General features: G+C 39.6%; 20 protein-coding genes. 10 read left to right on the top strand and 10 right to left on the bottom strand.

Translation table 11 applies throughout. The annotated features are described in order from the left end of the window. Positions 1-8 precede the first annotated feature (8 nt). From LY624_RS08245 to LY624_RS08230, 4 genes are all read left to right on the top strand, one after another. Positions 9-707 (top strand): CoA transferase subunit A, encoded by a 699-nt coding sequence (locus LY624_RS08245; protein WP_055197201.1) that lies wholly within the window; start codon positions 9-11, stop codon positions 705-707. Positions 708-718: 11 nt separating this feature from the next. Next, positions 719-1,375, top strand: a complete 657-nt coding sequence (locus LY624_RS08240) for a 3-oxoacid CoA-transferase subunit B (protein ID WP_054561524.1) — start codon at positions 719-721, stop codon at positions 1,373-1,375. A 379-nt stretch (positions 1,376-1,754) separates the two neighbouring features. After that, positions 1,755-2,633 carry a LysR family transcriptional regulator gene (locus LY624_RS08235; RefSeq protein WP_130149838.1) on the top strand — a complete coding sequence of 293 codons (879 nt, stop codon included), beginning with the start codon at positions 1,755-1,757 and terminating at the stop codon, positions 2,631-2,633. Between the two features lie 352 nt (positions 2,634-2,985). After that, entirely contained in the window at positions 2,986-3,408 is a 423-nt protein-coding gene (locus tag LY624_RS08230; RefSeq protein ID WP_341804301.1) for a hypothetical protein, read from the top strand. A 130-nt stretch (positions 3,409-3,538) separates the two neighbouring features. Here the strand turns inward: LY624_RS08230 and LY624_RS08225 are convergent, their stop codons facing one another. Then, complete coding sequence (locus tag LY624_RS08225) at positions 3,539-3,814, bottom strand: hypothetical protein (protein ID WP_341804300.1); 276 nt, start codon at positions 3,812-3,814, stop codon at positions 3,539-3,541. Positions 3,815-3,826: 12 nt separating this feature from the next. Further along, positions 3,827-4,066, bottom strand: coding sequence for a hypothetical protein (locus tag LY624_RS08220; RefSeq protein ID WP_341804299.1), 240 nt, complete (start codon positions 4,064-4,066; stop codon positions 3,827-3,829). Between the two features lie 544 nt (positions 4,067-4,610). On the opposite strand from LY624_RS08220, the gene LY624_RS08215 reads away from it, so the two are divergent. Beyond that, positions 4,611-5,030 (top strand): hypothetical protein, encoded by a 420-nt coding sequence (locus tag LY624_RS08215; RefSeq protein WP_341804298.1) that lies wholly within the window; start codon positions 4,611-4,613, stop codon positions 5,028-5,030. A 78-nt stretch (positions 5,031-5,108) separates the two neighbouring features. Here LY624_RS08215 and LY624_RS08210 read toward each other — a convergent pair whose 3' ends face one another. Together LY624_RS08210 and msrA are read right to left on the bottom strand one after the other, a co-directional pair. Next, on the bottom strand, positions 5,109-5,792 hold the full coding sequence (locus LY624_RS08210; protein WP_341804297.1) for an amino acid ABC transporter substrate-binding protein: 684 nt from the start codon (positions 5,790-5,792) through the stop codon (positions 5,109-5,111). A gap of 165 nt (positions 5,793-5,957) precedes the next feature. Continuing rightward, complete coding sequence (gene msrA / locus LY624_RS08205; RefSeq protein ID WP_341804296.1) at positions 5,958-7,229, bottom strand: peptide-methionine (S)-S-oxide reductase MsrA; 1,272 nt, start codon at positions 7,227-7,229, stop codon at positions 5,958-5,960. 157 nt (positions 7,230-7,386) lie between these two features. On the opposite strand from msrA, the gene LY624_RS08200 reads away from it, so the two are divergent. From LY624_RS08200 to LY624_RS08180, 5 genes are all read left to right on the top strand, one after another. Then, complete coding sequence (locus LY624_RS08200; RefSeq protein WP_341804295.1) at positions 7,387-8,907, top strand: leucyl aminopeptidase; 1,521 nt, start codon at positions 7,387-7,389, stop codon at positions 8,905-8,907. Between the two features lie 132 nt (positions 8,908-9,039). Next, positions 9,040-9,705, top strand: coding sequence for a 5-oxoprolinase subunit PxpB (gene pxpB / locus LY624_RS08195; protein ID WP_341804294.1), 666 nt, complete (start codon positions 9,040-9,042; stop codon positions 9,703-9,705). Further along, positions 9,702-10,640, top strand: a complete 939-nt coding sequence (locus LY624_RS08190) for a 5-oxoprolinase subunit C family protein (protein ID WP_341804293.1) — start codon at positions 9,702-9,704, stop codon at positions 10,638-10,640. The genes pxpB and LY624_RS08190 overlap by 4 nt, the downstream gene beginning before the upstream one ends. 346 nt (positions 10,641-10,986) lie before the next feature. Further along, positions 10,987-12,654 carry an asparagine synthase B gene (gene asnB, locus LY624_RS08185; protein WP_341804292.1) on the top strand — a complete coding sequence of 556 codons (1,668 nt, stop codon included), beginning with the start codon at positions 10,987-10,989 and terminating at the stop codon, positions 12,652-12,654. A 341-nt stretch (positions 12,655-12,995) separates the two neighbouring features. Next, complete coding sequence (locus LY624_RS08180) at positions 12,996-14,573, top strand: BCCT family transporter (RefSeq protein ID WP_341804291.1); 1,578 nt, start codon at positions 12,996-12,998, stop codon at positions 14,571-14,573. A gap of 67 nt (positions 14,574-14,640) precedes the next feature. Here the strand turns inward: LY624_RS08180 and LY624_RS08175 are convergent, their stop codons facing one another. The 6 genes from LY624_RS08175 to LY624_RS08150 form a co-directional block, all read right to left on the bottom strand. Beyond that, entirely contained in the window at positions 14,641-16,101 is a 1,461-nt protein-coding gene (locus LY624_RS08175) for an efflux transporter outer membrane subunit (protein ID WP_341804290.1), read from the bottom strand. A 1-nt stretch (position 16,102) separates the two neighbouring features. After that, entirely contained in the window at positions 16,103-19,177 is a 3,075-nt protein-coding gene (locus LY624_RS08170) for an efflux RND transporter permease subunit (RefSeq protein ID WP_341804289.1), read from the bottom strand. 3 nt (positions 19,178-19,180) lie between these two features. Next, entirely contained in the window at positions 19,181-20,254 is a 1,074-nt protein-coding gene (locus tag LY624_RS08165; RefSeq protein ID WP_341804288.1) for an efflux RND transporter periplasmic adaptor subunit, read from the bottom strand. Positions 20,255-20,357: 103 nt separating this feature from the next. After that, entirely contained in the window at positions 20,358-21,239 is an 882-nt protein-coding gene (locus LY624_RS08160) for a LysR family transcriptional regulator (RefSeq protein ID WP_237118597.1), read from the bottom strand. 20 nt (positions 21,240-21,259) lie between these two features. Beyond that, a complete protein-coding gene (locus LY624_RS08155; protein WP_341804287.1) occupies positions 21,260-21,967 on the bottom strand; it encodes a 3'-5' exonuclease in 708 nt (235 codons plus the stop codon). Continuing rightward, positions 21,967-23,865, bottom strand: a complete 1,899-nt coding sequence (locus LY624_RS08150; protein WP_341804286.1) for a DUF294 nucleotidyltransferase-like domain-containing protein — start codon at positions 23,863-23,865, stop codon at positions 21,967-21,969. Before LY624_RS08150 ends, LY624_RS08155 begins: the two co-directional genes overlap by 1 nt. Between the last annotated feature and the right edge of the window lie 45 nt (positions 23,866-23,910).

Below are 23,910 nucleotides of genomic sequence, written 5' to 3'. Positions count from 1 at the left end.
GTAGGCTCATGGCCGGTTTCGATAAAGTGGTTTCAAGTTATGAAGCTGCAATGGAAGGTTTAAAAGATGGCGATACTATTATCGCTGGTGGCTTTGGCTTGTGTGGTATTCCTGAAGGACTTATCAGTGAAATTAAGCGTAAACAAACTAAAAATCTAACCGTTGTTTCGAACAACTGCGGTGTTGATGATTTTGGTTTAGGGATTTTACTTCACGATAAGCAAATTAAAAAAATCATCGCTTCTTATGTGGGTGAAAATGCGCTTTTCGAAAAACAACTACTCGATGGCGAAATTGATGTTGTTTTAACACCACAAGGGACACTCGCTGAGAAGATGCGCGCTGGTGGTGCGGGTATTCCTGCGTTTTATACAGCTACAGGTTACGGCACTCCTGTTGCCGAAGGCAAAGAAGTCAAAGAATTTGATGGTCGCCCGTATATCTTAGAAGAATCAATTACAGGTGAGTTTGCCATTGTTAAGGCCTGGAAAGCCGACCGCTACGGTAACCTTGTATTTCGCCATACAGCAATGAACTTCAATCCGATGGCCGCGACAGCAGGTAAAATTACCGTTGCTGAAGTTGAAGAGATTGTTGAGCCAGGTGAACTTGAGCCAAGCCAAATTCATACCCCAGGTATTTATGTTAATCGCGTGATCAAAGGTGACTTTGAAAAACGCATTGAACGTGTAACAACTCGCGATTAAGGAGCAATAAAATGGCATTATCACGTGAACAAGTTGCAATGCGTGTTGCACAAGAACTACAAGATGGCTATTACGTAAACCTAGGTATTGGTATCCCTACTCTGGTTGCTAACTATGTACCTGACGGTATCGAAGTTATGTTGCAGTCTGAAAATGGTTTATTAGGCATGGGTGCGTACCCAACCAAAGACCAAGTTGATGCAGATATGATCAACGCGGGTAAAGAAACCGTGACAGCAGCCACAGGTGCAGCAATATTTAATAGTGCAGATAGTTTTGCCATGATACGGGGTGGTCATGTAGACTTAACAGTATTAGGTGCATTTGAAGTTGACCAGAACGGTAACATCGCATCGTGGATGATCCCAAAAAAGCTAATTAAAGGCATGGGTGGCGCGATGGACCTCGTTGCTGGCGCGAAGAATATTATTGTTACGATGACTCATGCAAGCAAGCATGGCGACTCTAAGTTATTAGAAAGTTGCACTTTACCGCTAACTGGGGTTAACTGTGTAAAGAAAATCGTAACTGATTTAGCCGTACTAGAAGTTAAAGACGGCGCATTTCATCTAATCGAACGTGCTCCGGGCGTGTCGGTAGATGAAATTATTAGCAAAACGGCAGGCAAATTGCTTGTTGAAGGTGATGTTCCAGAGATGGCTTTTTAAGCCACTCACATCCCATGTACCGACCTCATTCCCAGTGCCAATGGCGCTGAGTTACCCAAAATCCCTCGCAAGAGGGATTTTTTTTATCTATTGATTTACTTTAAGTTGCACCAATTTGTCACATAAATAGTATAAAATGCCCTAACTTTGTGAAGTGAAAGTCATTGAAGTATAGGGTGTTACCTGTTTCAGAAAACTGCTAAAATCTTTTAAATGCAATAAAAGTAGATTAAACAATTAATTAAAGAGTCTTTTTTATGCATTTGTGCAAATATTAGCTATATTCAACTTTTACTCTCTTACTTTTTACATTTTGGGATAATAATTGCTTAGCAGTTAATTAACTAACAAGCGCTATTGAGACTTACTGAAATTAACTATGCAAACACCTATTCGTGGCTTACGCTCATTTTGTTTTGCTGCACGCACCCTTAGCTTTAAAGATGCTGCAAACCAACTCTACCTTACGCCTTCAGCCGTAAGCCATCAGATCAAACAATTAGAAGAACAATTGGGTATTGAACTGTTTGAACGTCAAACCCGCTCTATCCGCTTAACAGCTGCAGGGAAAAATTTTTATGACTCTGTATCACCGCTGATCAAAGCGCTAGAAAAAACCATCAATGAGTTTAGTCAGTTACAAGAGAACGTAACGATCAGTATTACGCTACCTGAGTTTTTTGCCAGTGAGCTGTTAATGCCAAAACTGAGCGAATGGACTAGCGATCACCCAAATACAAACTTACAGTTAAATACCTTAAAAACGCGTAAAGAGCTAACTAAGCAAAGCGACTTATCGATTGTATTGTCTTCGTCTAAACCGCACGAAGGGGTTGTACATGAGTTGTTTTCGCTATCGTATACGCCAGCTTGCAATAAAGAAAACTGGCAAGCATGGCAAGAAAACCCTTTTCAGGCATTAAATGAAGTTCCTTTAATACTTCATAAGGCACGTCCCTGGGCTTGGCACCAATGGGCAGAGCATGCTGGTATTGATGACTTTGCACCAAAGCAAATTATTCAGGTTGATAGTATGTTTGGTGTGGCACGTGCTGCGCAACAGGGCATGGGTATTGCCCTAATCCCCTTACCTATCAGTCAGACTTGGTTTGATGAGCAATGGTTATTTAATTTCACTAATATGCCATTAAAAACCAAGGATAAATATTACTTAGTGCAACACGAACCAAGTGAAACCAATGCACAACTAGAGCTATTTATAAAATGGATGATTGATACTTTTAAACACCTTAAGTAGTCATTATGGCCCTCAGAGAAACCTGAGGGTTATCTAAATCTATAATATCTTAAATAACAATCAACTAAGCTTTAACTCGTTTTAGCCCACATTACCATCAGTAATAAGCGTCTTAGTTATATATAAAAGCCGATTAAACCTTAAAACTCTATACTTTTAATTTATGACAATTTAAGTACTCCCTTATAAACTAATGCACACAGCGCTTAGTCTTAAATTATTACATTAGACTAAAGTCTATAAGTTAATTTTCTTCATCTATTGAGTGTTTTTTTATCGTTTGTTGAATTTTTTCCACTCAACTAAAGTTCAATTGTCGGCACTTGATACCGATATAACAGAGGAAAAGATTATGTTTAGTACACTTATGAAACCCGTTGTAGTTAGCTCTTTATTAACTTGTTCAGCTATGGCAATGGCTGATCAAAGTGACTATAAATTAATGGTGATTGACCAATCGACACAGGCAAGTGCTGAGGTTAACCGTCAATACGAATTAGCATTTAACCAATGTGCGTTAAGTGTTCAAGCAAAGAATTTTACCGAAGCTGAAACGCTTTGTTCAAAGGCAATCAGTTTACTAAATACAAGCAAAGTACCTGCTTATAAACGCCGTGAATTAACGTCATTTGCTTTAAGCAACCGCGGTGTTGCTCGCATCATGTCTGAAAACGACACAGCTGCACTGTCTGACTTCTACGAAGCAGTACAAATTTCAGGTAACGAGTTAGTAGAGCACAACTTAACGCGTGCGAAAGAGAACTTAGCATTATAAGTTCTCACAGAATTGTGTTGTCTCAAACAAAACCCAACTTCGGCTGGGTTTTGTCGTTTATGTACTGATCATTTTTTGCTTAGTGCAAAATTCTATTAGCGATTTAGAGATTAAGCTAACGAAGCTTACTTTAAGCTTCAGTCAGTGCCTGTTTGTAACTTAAATCAAAATATTTGAGTAACTGATTCAGATAGTTCAGGTTTATTTGGTTAGGCTTAAAACTTTGACCGTTTTCTATATTCGCTATGTGCTTTCTTAGCTTTGCTTCGTCTTTAGTCCAAAAAGCGATGTTTCCTAACACAAAGTCATTCCAATACATTTTCGAATTACTTAAGTCTTCATCGGGGTCCAATACTTTTTTTGCGTGAAAAACAGCGTGTTTATAATTACCCGCTAGCCCTTCCATTTGAGCTAAATGTCAAGTTAATGAGCTTTCTTTTGAATTATTATGGGTAATAAAACGTTTAATCAGAATAGCGGCTTCAGCATGACAACCTGATTTTTCAAGTAACCTAAACCCAGCATCGTAAGTCTGATCAAATTGCTGGTATGTAAGATCTAAATCTTCTTTTAATCTTTCTTCAAGCGCAACTTTACAATCAGCAAACACAACATTTGATATAAATAAAAATCCAATTGATAAAAGCCCTGTTTTCATAATTCTTTCCTTGTGATTCTCAATATTGGCTTGTCTATGATTCTTTGACAAAAATTTTAATTGTTTTGCTAAACACCGCGATTCTCATATACAAGCATATTTACTCAGGTTCAGAAGCATTTTCAACTTGTAAAAATACAGGTAACTTGGAATTTAAATGTCACCTTGAAATGCTTTGTCCATAATTTTTAAAAGCTATTGTTAACAAAGTTACTAACCAATGGCTACTGTTAAAAAGTTATCTCGTTTATCTAAACCTATCTCCATATAAAAATCACAGTCTACAGATGCAACTAACGTTTCTATAAATGAGCCAGGCATAAAAATTTATAAGCACTCAGCCAAACTTATTGCAGTTGTTAAAGATACTAGAATCGACATTACATACGCTCAACCCTCAAAAAACCTCAAGTTCTGAGTAATTACTCTATAGATTAAATTTCTTCATCTATCAGGTTTAATTTAATCGTTTGTTTAGCTTATAGGAATATTTTAAAGTTCATTCGTTGGCAAGAAACACCAACTTATTCAAAGGAAAACTATCATGTTAAAAACACTTGTAACCACTATTGCACTTAGCTCTTTATTAACTTGCTCAGCGATGGCAGTAGCCGCACAAGCTGATTATAAACTGATGGTTATTGAGCAAGCGCAAACCAACGATAATGCAACCAGCCAATACGAAACTGCCTTCAACCGCTGTGCATTAAGCGTTAAAGAAAAGAATTTTTCAGAAGCAGAAAGCCTGTGTACACAAGCAATTTCTCTTCTAAGTACAAGTAAAGTACCAGGTTACAAACGCCGCGAGTTAACATCGTTTGCACTTAGTAACCGAGGTGTTGCACGCATCATGTCTGAAAACGATACAGCCGCGCTTTCTGACTTTTATGAAGCAGTACAAATTTCTAAAAATGAACTTGTAAACCACAACTTAAGCCGTGCAAAGCAAAACTTAGCGCTGTAGTTATAAAGGTTCCCCCAACCAAATTGTTGTCGAAAGCCCGGTTCTTGTGTGTTCTGACCGGGCTTTTTTTCGACCTGATTAAAGGCCAATATCAAACTGCTGCTTTAAAGCTCTAACTTGGTCACTGTGGGTAGATAAATATAAATTAAATTGCTCAATAACATCAGGATATTTAACTGTTGATAGATGGAAACTTTGCACATCTACCGCAAGTTTATCGTGAAAGTACACGGGCACTCTGTTTTCAAACTCTTCTCGCATTTTATAGTTCAAAACATCTTTAGATATGTAAATACAATTTATTCGCTTTAACAATAATAAAGAAATCAATTCACTGGTATCAGCCGTCTCCACAACGTCTATCTGCTTTTTCATAAAATGTGATTTATAACTTTGTGATGTAAAGCCTCGAACTTTACCTACCCTACTACAGTCCGAAAGCCTGGTACTTTGTTGCAAACTCGCAATGCCTGTAACTGTATCCAAAATAGATTCTGAGTAAATAATGGGGTTAGATTTAGAAAATGTATCTTTAAACGATTTTTGCCACTGCGGATTGTCAGGGTATTTAAAATCAATATAGTTTTCAGTAACCAGATCCCTATAAAGACGATTTAAAGGGGCGGGATAAAACTTAACGCTATAACCAAATTCTCTGCTGAATTGTTTAAGCAATTTTTCACTAAATCCTGTGAAGTTAGGCTTTTTACTGTCACTGCCATCGTAATAAGGTAGATACTCTATATTCTCTACACCTATCACGATGGCTTTTAATTCCTTACACACTAATCCATTAGAAAATAAGCACAATTTTAAAATTAACGTATAAATTAGTTTGGTTTTCAACACAAAAAGTATCTAGTTTCTCCAGCCATAGTTTTAGGATAGGCTATAACTATGGTTTCAACTAATTTTTACTAATAACATTTAACTACGCGGAACAAACTCAAGTACTGTTGCATTGATGCAATATCTATCTTGTCCTCTTGGACCTTCCCCTGGAAATAAGTGCCCTAAATGAATCCCTGAGCTTTTCGATTTTAGCTCTATGCGCTGCATACCATAGCTATTATCTTCATGCATCGTTACACTATTTTTAACGGGGTGAGTAAAAGACAACCAGCCTGTTCCTGAATTAAATCTATCTCGAGTATCAAATAATGGTGCACCACTTAATTTATCGATAAAAATGCCATCTGGGGTATTTTTAAAAATGTCATATTCCTTACAAAACGGGCTGTCTGTTCTGGAATGAAATGCCACTCGAAAGGCCTCACTGTCCCCCAATTTAAATGCGCCCAATGCTTTGTAAAACTCCTCCTTATTTACATACCCTTGACGCCCATAAACTTCTTTACCATCTTCGATAAATAAAAGTGTGGGTGTTGCCCAAGTAGGTGTGTTAATAACAAAGCCAGCAAGTTGATCAGCATGGCGAAAAGTCATAGGGATTGTGCCCTTGTAAGCATTAGCAACTTCTTTTTTAAATTTTTCGCAATACGGGCAATAGCCTTTAGCATCTATTACTACAATATGTTTGTTAGCGAGTAAAGCAGTGTTATCTATTTTAGGCTTTTCTAATGGGTTAAATACAACCCCTGTAGAATGATCAGGACAGTAGCCATTCGGATTTTTCTTTATATAGTCTTGGTGATATTCCTCTGCTTTAAAAAACCTATCAAGCGGTTTGATAACCGTTTTAATTTCACCAAAGCCTGCAGATGATAATTTTTTTTGATACTCTTCTTTAAGGCGATTTGCACTAACAAGCTGATTGGAGTTGCTGGTTAGAATAGTCGACCGATATTGTGTGCCAATATCATTGCCCTGCCGGTTAAGCTGTGTGGGATCATGACTCTCAAAGTAATGTTTTAAAAGATCTTCTGTCGTTAATTTGTTGCTGTTATAAGTTACTTTAACTACCTCAGCGTAATTGTTTTCATCAAAACGACGAGAGCTACGTGTAATATTTTTATATGTCGCCTTAAAGCCTTGGCCATCAGCATAACCCGATACCGCATCGAGCACACCGTTGAGGGCTTCATAGCGTTTTTCTGCTCCCCAAAAACAACCCGAACCTAATACTATAGTTTCAATATGCTTAGTTGCATTAGACAGGTCTTCTTTGGCCAAAACGGGACTGATACTAGCAACTGCACTGACGGTGAACCATGCCACCAATAAAGACTTAATTGTCATACTAATTTACCTCGTCATAGCGTGTGTATTTAATAGACCTAAGAGAAATATAAAATATTTCAACTTAAACGCATCCCACGGGCTATTCACCGCTTAAAATTTAACTCTTTAGTGTTAATAGGGTAAAAAAAGCTTTTTTTAACATTGGGATATATAAATGAGAATTGCACATAGCTTATCTGCTCTTGCATTGGGTATAACGCTTGCTACGCAAGTGAATGCAGCAGAGTTCACTTTTAAGCAATCTATTCAAGCAACAGATAACACTTTGGTATTGTTTTTAGACACTGAAACACAAATCGCCAAATTCAACCATTTAGCCTCAGAGACACAAACTCACATCAACAAAGTGATTGATTTTTCAGACTTTGAAGCTAAATATGGTAAAACATTAGAGATCATTGCTCCAAATGGTAGTCAGCATCAACGTATTCTTCTAGTTGGCTTAGGTGAACAAGCAGAGCTAGATGCAGCAAAAATGGCAAAGCTTGGTGGCAATGTTCATGCGCAGCTACATAAAGCAAAACAAGAAAACGTCAGCCTTGATTTCTCGACAATCACTGATCAAGAAACTAACGCTAAATATGCTGCAGAGTTTGCCCATGGCGCAAATCTACGTGACCACCGCTTTGAAGTTTACAAAAAAGAAAAAGATAGTCACTTAGTGAGCTATACAGTCGATGTAGAAAATATAGACCAAGCGGTCAAAAACCATACTTTACTACAACATATAGAAGAAGGTGTATTTTTAGCTCGCGACTTAACAAGTGAAGTTGCAACTGAAATGACGCCGGCTGATTTTGCAAAAGCTGCAAAAAAACTTAAAAAGTTAGGTGTCAAAATTTCTATTTTAGAGCCTAAGCAAATCAAAAAACTTGGTATGGGTGCACTAGAAGCAGTTGGTCGTGGGAGCGAACAAGGTTCACGTTTAGTTGTTGCGCATTATCAAGGTAACAAAAATACACCGATCGCTTTAGTGGGTAAAGGTATTACATTTGACTCTGGTGGTTATAGTCTAAAGACAGGTGCATCAATTGCCCGCATGAAATCAGATATGGCCGGTGCAGCAGCGGTACTTGGAACGGTTAAAGCAATGGCACTAGCAAAAGCTGATACTAATGTCGTTGCAGTAATGGGCATGGCAGCTAATATGGTGTCACAATTTGCCGTTGCACCTGGCGATGTAGTACGCACAGCCGAAGGTCTAAGCGTAGAAATTGTAAACACCGATGCTGAAGGTCGTTTAGTGCTTAGTGATGCAATGTGGTACGCCCGTGATAAATTTAAACCAAGTATTATGGTTGACGTTGCAACATTAACCGGCTCTAAAATTGGTGCTGTAGGTAATGACTATGCCGCCATTTTCTCTGAGGATGACCAACTAGTAGAACAACTAACGATCGCTGGTAAGCAAGTAAACGAAAATGTATGGCGTTTACCCCTTGGCTACGAAGATGCACTAAAGTCTGATATCGCAGACTTAAAAAATATTGGTTCACATGGTCCGGGTGCAACAACAGCAGCAAGCTTCCTGAAAAACTTTGCGGGTGAAACTCGCTGGGTTCACATTGATATTGCCGGAAATGCGCTTAACAGCAAAGCAAAAGATGAGCTTGCTGAAGGCGGCACTGGTTACGGTGTGCGTTTGTTATCTAACTGGCTTCTAAACAACCAGTAACAAAAAGATTGCCTACAACACCAGGTTGTAGGCAATTAACACTCGATTAAAATACAAAAACTGTATTTACATCAACAAATTCGTGCTTTTATGCTATGTTGCTATGACTAATCACTTTTAAATTGGGATGCAATGACTACATACAGCTCGCCATCGATTACTGTACTTACCACTCACTGCATTTATTTTGATGTAAGTCATTCAGAACAGACAATTCTAGAAACACAAAAAAAAGTCTGGGCTTTAGCACAACTCTGCCAACAATCTGGTGATTTTATCGATGTGGTGCCTGCAAACAATAATCTGACTTTATATTTAAACGATCCTTTAAGACGTCAATATTGGTTATCATCTTTGAATGAGCACTGGCTTGAAGTCTCATCATTAAAATTTAACTCTACCCACCATCAGTTACCGACACGGTACGGTGGAGTTCATGGCCCTGATATTAAGCATGTTGCACACTATCACAACCTAAGTGTGGATGATGTAGTACAATTACATAGTAGTGGCACCTACCATGTATTATTTTTAGGATTCCAGCCAGGATTTGCCTATCTAAGTGGTTTAAATAATAAATTATACACACCGAGACGTAGCGTTCCTCGTACATCTGTTCCTAAAGGCTCAGTTGCTATTGGCGGTGAACAAACTGGTATCTACCCAGAAACTTCGCCAGGTGGCTGGCAAATTATAGGTCACACCGACTTTAAATTATTTGATATTAATGTTCCCTCTCCTTGCGCTTTTGCGCCAGGTGATACCATCGAGTTTACAATTAAGGAGGTGCTATCGTGATCACCGTTGTTAAACCGGGTATGCAAATGTCTATACAAGATCAAGGACGCACAGGTTCAAGACATTTAGGTATTGGTCAATCAGGTTGTATCGACCCATATGCACAAATTATTTGTAACCGATTAGTCGGTAACCCCGATAATTGCCCTGTACTTGAAATCACGTTAGGTCTTGCCGAAATTAAATTCGATAATGATTACTACATTGCCCTACACGGCACGGATATGAAAGCTACAGTCAATGGTAACCCTATTCAACCCGGCTGGAGTTATTACATAAAAAAAGGCGATGTATTAAAACTTAATGCTGCACGACATGGATTTCGAAGCTACCTTGCTATAGGGGGTATTTGGCAATTACCAACACCTATATTAGGCTCTTACTCTACCGATTTAACCGCTAAGTTTGGTGGTTTACATGGTAACGCTTTAAACCCTGGTGACAGCATAGACATAACACCACAGTACAAAACCAAAATTGGTTTAGGTGCGATGCTTCCACCAAAAAGTACACACATACGTGTTTATGAAGGCCCTCACAATAAATTACTGCCAGAGCAAAGCATCGACAAGTTTATTAATCATTCATGGCATATTTCGCCCAGTAGTAACCGCATGGGAGCGAGGTTAAGTAGTGATGAATGCAAATTAGAACATGGTTTATCATTACCTTCTATGGCAGTCATGCCTGGTAGTATCCAGTTGCCACCGAGTGGCGAGCCTATTGTTCTTTTAAATGATGCTCAAACAACCGGTGGTTATCCATTGCTAGGTACAGTTATTGAGGCTGATTTGAGACACTTTGCCCAATTAAAACCGGGGGATTTTTTACACTTTGAATTCGTCAGTTTAAATGAGGCAACCAAAGCACAACAAAAGCTAACTTCTCATCTAAATCAATTAAAGATTGCTCTAGAATATAAAAATAAACAGTAAAATAGTGAGCAGCCCCCCCGGTGCTGCTCTATTTATAGATCTTGTATACACAAGATCACCAGCACAAATTATTAAGCACTCTATTGCACAAAACCAGTGCAAAGATTAACTAAAAAATTTCTGCCCGCCTTTAAATATAGAGCGATTTCAGATTTATCCATTGTCTATGAGCTTATTGCAAAATAGTTATTGATCATTTTGGTGCAACGCTCACCTATTATGGTGCATATTTTATTCTTAAATATTTAAAAAACCTGTGTGACTTAGGTAATTATTTCTGTTAAAACAAAGGTTCGCAGTTTTAAATTTATGTTAACTGCACACATAATAGGAATGAGGAGTCACTATGTGTTCAATTTTTGGTGTATTAGATATTAAATCTGATCCCACACAATTGCGTGGTCAAGCAATTGAGATGTCAAAACTTTTAAGACACCGCGGGCCAGATTGGTCTGGCGTATATTCGTCTGATAAAGCGATTTTAGTTCATGAACGCCTTGCTATCGTAGGTGTATCAAGTGGTGCCCAACCACTGTATAACCCTGAACGTACTAATATACTTGCTGTTAATGGTGAAATTTATAACCACAAAGAGTTAGCTGCAAATCTAGAAAGCGATTTTACTTTTCAAACGCAATCAGACTGTGAAGTCATATTGGCTTTATACAAGCAAAAAGGTCCTGAGTTTTTAGACGACTTAAATGGTATTTTTGCGTTTTGTTTGTACGACGAAGAGCAAGATGCTTACTTAATAGGCCGCGACCATATCGGTATTATCCCGCTTTATACGGGTCACGATGAACACGGTAACTTTTATGTTGCCTCAGAATTAAAAGCATTATCGCCAATTTGTAAACATATTGAAGAATTCCCTCCTGGGCACTTCTTATGGAGCAAAGATGGTCAACTTCGTAAGTACTACAGCCGTGATTGGCAAAGCTTTGATGCTGTAAAAGACAACGATGCAAAAGCAAGTGATGTAAAACAAGGCCTAGAGGCAGCTGTTAAACGTCAATTAATGTGTGATGTTCCTTATGGTGTATTACTATCTGGTGGTTTAGATTCATCAGTTATTTCTGCTATAACGCAACGCTTTGCTGCAAAACGGATTGAAGATAACGACGAATCTGATGCATGGTGGCCAAAGCTGCATTCATTTTCGGTTGGGCTTGAAGGTTCACCTGACTTAGCTGCGGCACAAAAAGTAGCTGATATGATTGGCACGGTTCACCACCCTATTCACTTTACTATTCAAGAAGGTATTGATGCACTGCGTGAAGTGATTTATCACATCGAAACGTATGACGTAACAACCATCCGCGCCTCAACACCTATGTATTTAATGGCACGCCAAATCAAAGCCATGGGTATTAAAATGGTGTTGTCGGGTGAAGGTGCTGACGAATTATTCGGTGGTTATTTATACTTCCATAAGGCACCAAATGCGCAAGAGTTCCATGAAGAGCTCAATCGTAAAGTGTCTAAGCTTCATATGTTTGACTGCTTACGTGCTAATAAATCAATGGCTGCATGGGGAGTTGAAGCACGTGTACCGTTCTTAGACAAAGAGTTTGTTGATGTCGCAATGCGCATCAACCCTGAAGCGAAAATGTGTAAAGACGGTAAAATCGAAAAGCACATTATTCGTGAAGCATTCGACGGCTATCTACCAGACGAAGTGCTATGGCGTCAAAAAGAGCAGTTTTCTGATGGCGTAGGTTATAACTGGATTGATACTTTAAAAGAGTATGTGAATGAGCAAGTAAGCGATCAAGATCTTGCCAATGCGAAGTATAAATATCCGATTAATACGCCTGATTCTAAAGAAGCTTATTTCTATCGTAGTATTTTCGAAGAACACTTCCCTGGCGATGCAGCAGCTAAATGTGTTCCGCACGGCAAATCGGTTGCTTGCTCAACACCTGAAGCACTGGCTTGGGATGAATCATTCCAAAACAATGCTGACCCTTCTGGTCGTGCTGCTGGGGTTCACAACGACGCGTACAAAAAATAAGCTTTTGATATTATGCTGCAAGTCACCACTTGCAGCTATTTAACTAACGTAACAAATTATCTCCTCGAAAATTTCACTGTCATCAAATAATTATCTACCTGCGCCATAACTGTTTAAATTACATTCAAACAAGCTAAAAAACTGTATTTATTCGGATATTTAGGGACAAAAGCATTTACATTTGTGTACGACCTCCTACACTAAAGATTAATCATGGGCACTATTATGATTAGTATTCAAACTATTTTTAAATTTCTAACGTAAAAATACTGATATAGCTAATTTGTGTGCCTACCGGCCGTTTAGCTATCTGCTAAATAAAATCACAACAAGAGGTATTCATGAGCGAACATCATGATAAGTACAGTATCGACAATACAGACTACACTGTCGGTCAGGACAATGTACAAAAATGGGGCTTTGATGTGCACAACCCCGTATTTGGTATTAGTGCAGGCTTAATTGCGCTATTTTTAGTGGCTACACTCATTTCTGACGCCGAAACGGCCAAAGCAACCCTTGACGGTATAAAGAATGACATTATTAATAATTTTGATGGCTTTTTTATGTGGTCAGCAAACTTATTCGTATTGTTTTGCTTGGCGTTGATTGTGTCTCCTTACGGTAATATCCGACTTGGTGGTAAAGAAGCGCGACCAACTCACTCTCGTATTTCATGGCTGGCAATGCTATTTGCTGCAGGTATGGGGATTGGCTTAATGTTTTGGGGCGTAGCTGAGCCCGTTGCCTACTTTACAGGCTGGTATGAAACACCACTCGGTGTTGAAGCTAACACCCCAGAAGCCGCTAAACTAGCAATGGGTGCAACTATGTTCCATTGGGGTTTACACCCTTGGGCAATTTACGCGGTTGTTTCGCTTTCACTCGCATTCTTTTGTTATAACAAAGGTTTGCCGTTATCTATTCGTTCAATTTTTTACCCTATTTTAGGTGACAAAGCGTGGGGCTGGCCTGGTCACCTTATTGATATTCTAGCTGTACTTGCCACGCTATTTGGTCTTGCAACGTCTCTTGGTTTAGGCGCTCAACAAGCGGCTGCAGGTATTAATCATGTATTTGGAACCGATAGCGGCATTGGCTTACAAATTGGCGTTATTGTTGGTGTGACGTTACTTGCTGTGATTTCTGTAGTTCGCGGTATCGACGGCGGTGTAAAACTGCTTAGTAACGTAAACATGCTTATCGCTTTTGTATTACTTGTATTTGTTGCACTTGTTGGTTTTTCTGCAGCATTTGGCAACCTTCCTAATACGGTAATGGGTTATGTTGAAAACATTATTCCACTGAGTAACCCGCATGGCCGTGAAGATGAAACATGGATGCATGGCTGGACTGTATTCTACTGGGCTTGGTGGATTTCATGGTCACCGTTCGTAGGTATGTTCATTGCGCGCGTATCTGAAGGACGTACAATTCGTGAGTTCTTAATTGCCGTATTACTTGTGCCTACCGTTGTGACTATCTTCTGGATGTCAATTTATGGTGGTATCGCTATTGAACAAGTGGTGGATAAAGTGGGTGTACTAGGTGAGAAAGGTTTAACTGATGTACCACTGGCTATGTTCCAAATGTTTGAAGCATTACCTATGTCACAAGTGCTTTCATTCATTGCAATTGTGCTGGTACTCGTGTTCTTTATCACTTCTTCTGATTCAGGTTCATTAGTTATCGATTCGATTACTGCAGGCGGTAAGGTCGATGCACCTGTACCACAGCGCATTTTCTGGGCGACCATTGAAGGCGCAATTGCTGCGGCTCTAGTTTGGATTGGTGGCACGCAAGCAATAGAGGCACTACAAGCTGGCGCTGTATCAACAGGCTTACCTTTCACCGTAGTACTGCTGCTAATGTGTGTGAGCTTGCTGCTTGGTTTAAGAACTGAGCCAAGAGGACGATAAAAAATAAAAACCCAACAGGAGAGTCAGTTCTTGTTGGGTTTTGTTTCAACATATGGAATATCTTAAACTATTTTTTTATCTGCCAATCCCCTCCTAAGCTTTTGTGTAACATTACGACTGTGGTTGCAGTGTTTAATCTAGCTAAAACTTCTGCATCTTTTAGTTGGTTGTTCTGTTTTTGCGCATTTAGAACTGAAATATGATCATTTAAACCAGCACGATACAAAACTCTTGCTTTATCCAATGCCATTTCAGCATGACTTACAGCTTTTGAAATTTGAGTATTGAATTGCTGAGCATTCGCATACGCGTAGAGCGTTGTTTCAACTTCATTAAATGCAGCATTAACAGTGTGCTGATAGCTTAAAACTGACTGTTTAAAATTGGCTTTTTGCATATCAACCATGGCCTGAGCTCGGCCGCCATCAAATATATTCCAACTTACTCCAGCGCCTAATGACCAAGATATTGAATCCGAATTAATAAGATCATCAAAGTCACCCGCTACAAAGCTTGGCGCACCAGTAAGGAAAAGGCTTGGGTATTTAGCGGCGATAGCCGCACCCACCTCTTCATTTTTGGCAGCAATTTCTCGCTCCGCCAGTGCGATATCGGGACGTCTTGTCAGTAGTTGTGAAGGTAACCCTGTTGGCACCAGCCCTTGCATTTGTGGTAATGGTGCATCAGTAAATCTCAATTTAGTTTGGTTCACGGACTCACCAAGCAAAATAGCAATGCGATTCAGGTGAACTTGCTGTGCTGTTTTAAGTGGCAAGAGTGCCGATTTAGTCGTCGCGAGCATTGTTTTTTCATTGGCAATATCTAATTCAGAGCTATAACCATTTTCAAATAATGATCTAACGAGCGCTAAAGACTGTTCTTGTTGCACTACATTTTGCTGAGCAATAGCAAGGCGAGATTGCGCGCCTCGGTACTGCAAATAGTTGTTAATAACATCAGCTGTAACAGCTGTATTGACAGCTGTTTTCATAACCTCTGCTTGTTCAGCTCTAATTTTTGCAGCGGCAGACATACTCTCTATACGTCCAAATATATCTAGCTCCCAGCTGGCATTTAAACCGACAAAATGATCTTTACTATCTCTACTGGCACCGGAGATATAGCCCCCACCAAAACTGTCTGGTAAGGCAATATCACCAATTAACCCACCGGCAACGGCTTCATTTTCACTAAACCGTAAATCAACCACACCTGCACTTAAAGAAAGAGTCGGAACTTTATACGATGCGACTGATTGATGATAAGCATTCGCTGCGTTAATCCTCTCACTGGCTTGTTTAATATTAATGTTCTGCTGTTGAACATCCTCAACAAGCTCAATAAGTTGTTCATCAGCAAATTTATGCCACCAATTTTGCTGTGTTAATTGCTGTTGTATCTCTTTCGAATTTGATGCATTTAAATACACATCAGCAACACTCACGTCTGGTCTTTCATAATCTGGCGTCATAGAGCAGCCACTAATAAGTAATGCTGATGAAATGATTGTTAATGTTAGCTTTTTCATTTTAATACTCCTCGCCTTTATCGTGTTGCAGTTGCTTTTCTAATCGCTCTTCTTTCGCATAAAACAAACGATATAGTGCAGGCATAATAAACAGTGATAGAACAGAAGCGGCCATCAACCCTCCAATTATAGTGGCGGCCATTTGGTCGAATAACTTGTCTGTTAATAATGGAATCATGCCAAGTGCCGTTGTCAACGCAGCCATTGAAATTGCCATAGTACGATTGAGAGTTGCATCTTTCACTGCATTAACAATACGTTTGCCATTTTTTCGCTCAAGCTCAATTTGATCCATTAGTACAATACCGTTTTTAATAATCATGCCTGACAGACAAATCATGCCGACAATACTCATGAAGCCAAATGGTTTATCTAATGCAATTAAGCTCCAAATAATCCCAATACTTGCAAGTGGTAGAGTGATAAAAATGATCAGTGGCTGACGGTATGCATTGAACATGGCCACTAAAATAAGCAGCATTAATACTGTCGCTTTAGGGTTCTGCTCTAAAAGATCATCAATCGAGCGTTTTTCATCATAATACTCTCCTCCCCAGTGCATGCTGTAGCCCTTAGGTAAAGTCATCGACTCTATTTGAGGTGCTAATTCAGAACGTACTGATGCAGGAGTTGCATTAACTACACCCGCCTGTGCAGTAATGGCTGGTTGACGATTTCGACGCCAAATTACACTTTGCTCGCCTTTTATTTGTATATCATCGACAACTTGCCCAAGTGGCACGCTATGGCTTGAAAGTAATGATCTCACTGGAATATTATCAAGCTGCTCAATACTGCTATCGCTATTGATTAGCTTAATTGCGATTAAGTCATCACCTTGACTCAAAGAACCTATTTGCATGCCTTCAGAGGCTTGGTTAAGTGCTCTTGCGATATCAGTACGGTTTACACCCGCTAGCCTTGCCGCTTCTTGATTTATAATTGGAACAAGAACCTTACTTTCTTGACGCCAATCATCACGCACATACTTGGTGTTTGGATCTGAGCTCATAATGTCTTTAGCTTGTTTTGACAGTTGCTTTAATACTTCTGGATCCGGCCCTTCAAATCTAACTTCAATTGAATACTTATCCTTCGTCGCTAATTTTAAATCTCTAAAGCGCGGTTCAGCATGTGCAAACTCAGCAGCTAACCATTGGTCGCCTCTCTCAACTAATGGTGCTATGCCTGCAAAATCCTGTGTATTAATGAGGATTTGCCCATAGCTTGAATCTAGAGGCTCTGGCTCAACTGTTACAGAAAAACGGGGCGCACTTTCACCAATGTAGCTTGAAATACTTTTCACTTCTGGCTGTGCGAGTAACCATTGTTCAACTTTTTTCATGTCCTCAGAAACAACATCACTTCGACCACCATTGGGTAGCCAGTAATCTAAAAACACAATTGCACGGTCTGAGCTTGGCATAAAGTTTACTTTTAGCATTGGTGCCGCGAGGAGTGTTGCAACAAGCAAAGGAACGACCATTAAAACTGCTTTTTTAGGATTATCGACAGTCCAGTTAACTGCTTTGCGATACCCTGCCATGACCTTAGACTCTTTCTGCTTTGTTTGGTTGTCATCTACACGGATAAACGCCCAACATAGTAGTGGCGTAACTATCATTGCTACAACCCACGAGAGCAATAATGAGCTACATAACACTTGCACTATTGATAGGGAAAACTCGGCAGAGTCTGTCTGTGAAAACAGCACTGGCGTTGTTCCCATCGCCGCAATAACAGTTGCGCCTAATAATGGCCAAGCCATTTCTGAAATGGACTCTCTAACGGCTTCTGTTCTTTGTATACCTTGCTTTAACTTAGCGACAAATAAATCAACAATTACAATCGCATTATCAACTAACATACCCAAGGCAAGAATAAATGAACCAAGTGACACACGCTGAAGATCAACATTAGTCATATTCATATACACTAATGTAAATAAAATAGTTAAGAACAGACTAACACCAACAATTGTCGCGCTGCGCCAGCCCATAAAAATGAACAGCACAACAACAACAATTACGACACTTTCAATTAAATTAGCGACAAAGTTGTTGATTGATTTTGTAACCTCATCAGGCTGATAAGCAATGATGCCAACACTTGCACCAATAGGCAGTTCAGATTCAAAATCTGCAAGTACAGATTTCAACTCATCACCAATATTAACGACATTTATGCCATTTTCTGGGCTAACAGCCAGTGTAATTGCCTGTTGACCATTAAAACGGCTAGCTGTATTGATTGGTGTTTCATAACCCATAGTAACAGTGGCAATATCACCAAGACGTACGACTCCAGAACTATCTTTAAGCTCATTGATACCTGTACGAATCATTAAATTTTGTATGTCAGCAAGATTTTGATACTGGCCTGTTTGCTCAACACGAATATTCTCTTTGCCAATATCAAAGTCTCCACCATTCACTGGGCTTGTTTGAGCATTAAGTTGATCAACAAGCTGCAACATAGAGATATTACTTTGTGCTAACTTTGTATCGCTTACAGCAATATTGACAACCTGTTTACGCACACCATGTAATTGCACTTTTTTAATGCCATCAACAGCTTTAATTCGACGTTGTAATTCTTTCGAATAATCATCTAGTTGATGCATTGGAATGTCGTCACCATAGACAGCAAACAACATCCCATAAACTTCAGAAAATTCATCTTGTACTACCGATATTTGAGCTTCAATCGGTAGCTCTAATTTAACATCTTGAACTTTTCGTCTTAATAAGTCCCATTGTTGAGGTAACTCTTCAGAAGAATAGCTTTCTTTGAGGTCAACAAAAATCATTGAGCTTCCGGGGCGAGATAACGAACGAAGCTTCCAAAGTGACCCCATTTCTTGCAGCCGCGTTTCAACTTTGTCCGTTACGAGCTGCTCAACTTCTTCGGCTGATGCACCAGGATAAAGAGTAACAACAACAGCACTTTTAACGGTAAAAGTAGGATCTTCTAACTTACCCAAGTCAAAATAAGAGTAAACACCAGCAATCATGCAAAGTATTGTGAAAAAAATCACAAATGTGCGTTGGCGAAGTGCGAAAGTAGATAAATTCATGGCTTACTTCACCTCTTGAACAAAACTTATTTGCTGACCATCTTCAACAAATGCGCTGCCTGAAGTAACGATATAATCGCCGCGCTTTAACTTACCATCTATGCACACAACCGATTGTTTTTGGCTTGTTATCTCAACCGGTAGCTTTTGAACTGTATTCCCTTCAACTTTAAACACAAAACTATTTACTGATTGTTGCACCAGTGCTTGCGTAGGAACACAGAACTTACCTTCTTCATCTACAATATTAAGGTCTACATACACAGGCTTGCCGGAAAAAAGCGGCTCGTTATTCGGATTTTTAACTCCAAAAGTGACTTCATAAGTGCGTTTAAGCTGATGTGGCACGCTTGCTATATCCGTCACGGTCGCTGATAAAGAATTATCGTGCCCATGCCAATTAATCTGTGCAGGCATACCAAGTGCAATTTCATTAATAGCGCCTTCAGGCACATCAGTGACCGCTTCGAGTAAATCTGGTTGATGAAGGGTTAAAACAGAAAATTGTGGTGATGTTTGTTCAAATGAATCAATAGCAATCTGTGCGACAACACCATCAAATGGGGCTTTAAGGTTGGTATAACGTAGCGAGTCTTCTGCTTTTTGCAGGGCTTGTGTAACTAATTTTACATTAGCAATTGCACGGCTATACATAGTTTCAGCACGGTCTAGCTTTATACTTGCTATTGCGCCATCTTTACTGGCATTGCGAATACGAGAAAGCTCAAGCCCTGCCAGCTCTTTACTTGCAACGGCTTCATCAAAGCGTGCTTGCAACTCACTGACTTGCACTTCAAAATCATGGCTATCTAACGAAGCAAGTATTTGACCTTTTCTGACAAACTGGCCTTCATTTACATGTATATTTTCAACTTTACCCGCAACGCGGAACGACAAATCAGCCTGCTTTTGTGATTGTATTACGCCACTAAGCCTGAAATTTCTGTCGTTTTCCTTATGCTCTAATTGAACAACATTGACTGGTCTAAGTGGTTTTTCTGGTGTTTTAAGCTCAGCTTGGCAACCCGTGACCCCGATTGCCACAGCTAAGATAGATAAAGTTTTTAAACTATTCATAATATAGCTTTCCATATGTTGTTTTGGGAAAGCGATTATATTATTTAATAATAGTGAGATAATTACCCTATAGCGGCAAACACTATTCCATTTATTGAGACAATTACTGCCACTTGTTTACTTCATCTAAGAAATAATCAATAAATAACCTAGCGGCATGAGAAGTACCCTGCCTACTTGGGTAAACTAACCAGATATCCTCAATCATAGTTTCGTATTCTGGCAGTATGTCAACGACTTCCCCAGCGGCTAGGGCATCTTTCACAACAATCTCAGGCATCAATGCTATTCCTGAGCCAGCTAATACGCTATGCCTTATAAAATAGGAGTTATTAACAATTAATTGGCTGTTTACTACTACACTTTCAGTTTGAAATTGCAGGGTATTTTCTAGCCGACCATCAGGCCAACGCAGTAAAATTATAGAATGATCTTGAAGCTCATTTAACGACTTAGGTTTACCAAACTTTTCAATGTATTGCCTGCCCGCATATAACTTACGTTTAAAAGGCTTGATTTGGCGCGCTACAAAGGAGCTGTCTGCTATTGGTCCAATATGAATGCTGGCATCTAAACCATAGCTAATAATGTCATGGTAACCCAAGCTACTTAGGTGAGTTTCGATCTGAATGTTCGGGTATTGACGTAAAAAACCCTGCAAAATATCATGACAAAGAATGTCTGATTCATTTAAAAAACCTATTTTTATACGCCCAGTTGGACTGTGACTTTGAGTTCTTACAACTTCATTCGCTTTATCAAGTTGGGGAATAATATTCAGCATATTGTTGTAGTAATCTAACCCCGTGGTCGTTAGCGTTAGATTACGTGTTGTTCTAATTAGTAACTTGGCACTCAGCTGTGTTTCCAATTCACTAATTCGTCTGCTCACGGTTGATCTTGGTAGATTCAGCGCTTCTGCGGCACTTGAAAAGCTTTGTAACTCAACCACCAGCATAAAAAGCTTAATATCATCTATTTTCACAATTGCTCCTTACTGAAAATCTAAAACCAGAGTTGAGACAATTCAGTATCAGGTCGGTAATGGTAAGCGAGTTGCGCTTGTAAAAGCTCGGCGGTTGCTATGGCGTCATTTAAAGCATTATGGTTTTGATATGCGGGTAACGAATAGCGTGTTCGTGAATCAGCTAACCTTACCGAGCCAAGTTTGGAGTTAAATAACCGGCCTAGTAATCCCTGCTTTGCCTTCAAAGCCCTTCTTTCAAGCTCTAATGTATCAATAACGGCAAATTCTACCCCTTCATTAACGCGTGACATCATTGCCTGATACAAAAAGTGCCTTTCAATTGGCGAAAAATGAACCACGATGACTTTACCTGTTAAAGCCTTAAGTACCGGCTCCATAATTGACGAAAAATCAGGGGCATGTTTGAGCTCAGAGTGTGTTATTCCATGTACGACAATAGACTCTTCATCTAACTTTTGCTGCGGTTGTACGAGCCAATGGGCGCTGTCTTTGCAATAAATTCGTTTTGATGTAAAAGGGACTAACCCCACACTAACAATATCATCTTTATCAAAATTTAGACCGGTCGTCTCAAAATCTAACGCGACCAATGGTACTTCACTAATTGGTAAACTGGCATTTGATACAGCTGACTGGTAGAAACTTTTAATCACTGGGTGCGTACTTTTTTCAGCTAACAGCTCATAACGCTTCGGCCAATCAATTTTTGAAGGGTGAGCAGCCATTATTTCATTCCTGAATTGGCTGAATAGCGAAATTTTAAGAAGTTTTGCGCTTTATCTAAGATAGCGAACGCCTCTTTTAAGTTTCGCTGCTCAAAAGGTGATAGCAAATGTGGCTCTAAATCGTTATCAGGTTCTTCATCAAGCATGTCAATTTGCCATGCTTGATGTCGAATACGGATCATAGCGATATATTCAAGGGCATCTCGTAAGTCTTGCGCTTTGCCTTCAGGAAGAAGCTTTGCATCGATAATATCTTCAATGCGCTCAAATGAATTTTGCTTTCGACTACCAATTGCCAGTGCGTGTACACGTATAACATCAGACAAAGGTGCTGTCCCACGGCGTTTCAAATTCATAGAACGCTTGTGCTGACCATTGTGCTCTAAAACGAAATCTTTAAAAAAGCCTAAAGGTGGAGTTCGGTTACGCGCATTAGCTGCCATATTGGCTAAGAATCGTTTATTGCTACGCCCTTCTTTTGCAATAAAACGCTTTAATTCATCAGCCCATTTGGTTTTGCCATAAACGCCGTCCAAATCAAAAAAGATTGAACTGTGTAATAAAGCTTGAGGCTTAGGCTCTGCTATCCAGCCTGCAAATTGTTCTTGCCATTGCTCTCGTGTTAAACGCCACTTTTTAAATGACGCCATAATTTCACCATCGCAGTACTTATAACCACACTCAGCCAAGCCATCACAGACAAAATCAGCGAGCTTTTGGAAATAATCATCGTGCAAAGACTCATCAAAACTATTATCAAGAATAATGGCATTGTCTTGGTCGGTCACAATTAACTGCTCATCTCGTGCCATAGACCCTAATGCAATGAAACAATATGGAACAGGCGGTGGGCCAAACTGCTCTTCAGCTAAATCAAGCAAGCGTTGTTTAAATGTGCGCCCAATTACAGCCATTGCCGTACCAATCATATGTGAATTGGCATCTTCATTCACCATACGTACAAACACACTCGGCAGTTGCCTTGCATAATGAGCTAAATCTTCCACCGACTGCTGTGCTAATATACCGCGCACTAATAACAAGCTACTTTGCGACTCATAACGTAAAATATCGGATAATGAAATAACACCTATAGGCTTTTTCTTCACCACAATAGGCAAGTGATGAATGTTGTCTCTAAGCATCGCAAGAACGGCTTCAAATACATACGCATTGCTATCAAGGAGTACTAAATCTGTTTGCATTATTTGCTGAGCATGTGACTCATAACTCAGCCCTTTTGCAATCACACTTGAGCGTAAGTCTCTATCGGTAATGATCCCCACTACTTGACCGTCATCATCATCGGGGTCATCACTAATAGGTTTGTCTGCATCAGTGACTAGAACTGACGAAACCGACTCTTGTGTCATCACCTGCGCCACCATTTGAACTGTTGCATCTTTGGCAACCGTTACAACATCACGGTGCAATAAAGATTTTACCTTGGCTGTAGTTAAGTCGTTACTATCAGCTTGCTCAACGATTGCTTGATGTAAGCGCACATTGCCATCGGCTTCAAAAAAGTCCGCAAAGGGTTCAAACTGGTCACAATACTGATTAAATAACTCTACATTGATACAATAAACAAGTGTGTCTTCAAGTGCTTTGGCTGGAAACCGAACTTTGCGATTCATTAGCAAACCCATTTGCCCAAAAATACCGCCAATAGTTAAACGGTTATACAAGTCTCCGTCACGACGATACATTTCAACCGCACCGGTACGAATAACGTACAAATCAGCGATATCTTCGCCATAATTTAATATTTGTGTACCTGCGCGAAAATAAGCAATTTCAACTTGTGATGCGAGTTTATTAATAGCCTCATCAGGGAGATCATCAAAAGGAGCATGATCTTTCAAAAATTGGGCAATATCGATGTGTTCGGCTTGCATATGCGTACCTAGTCAGAAACTTTTTCTTGATTGTGAGCGTAATCG

The organism is Pseudoalteromonas sp. N1230-9 (genome assembly GCF_032716425.1).
Taxonomy (GTDB): domain Bacteria; phylum Pseudomonadota; class Gammaproteobacteria; order Enterobacterales; family Alteromonadaceae; genus Pseudoalteromonas.
Note: the sequence above shows the minus strand (reverse complement) of the source record. Positions and strands in the feature narration are given on the sequence as shown.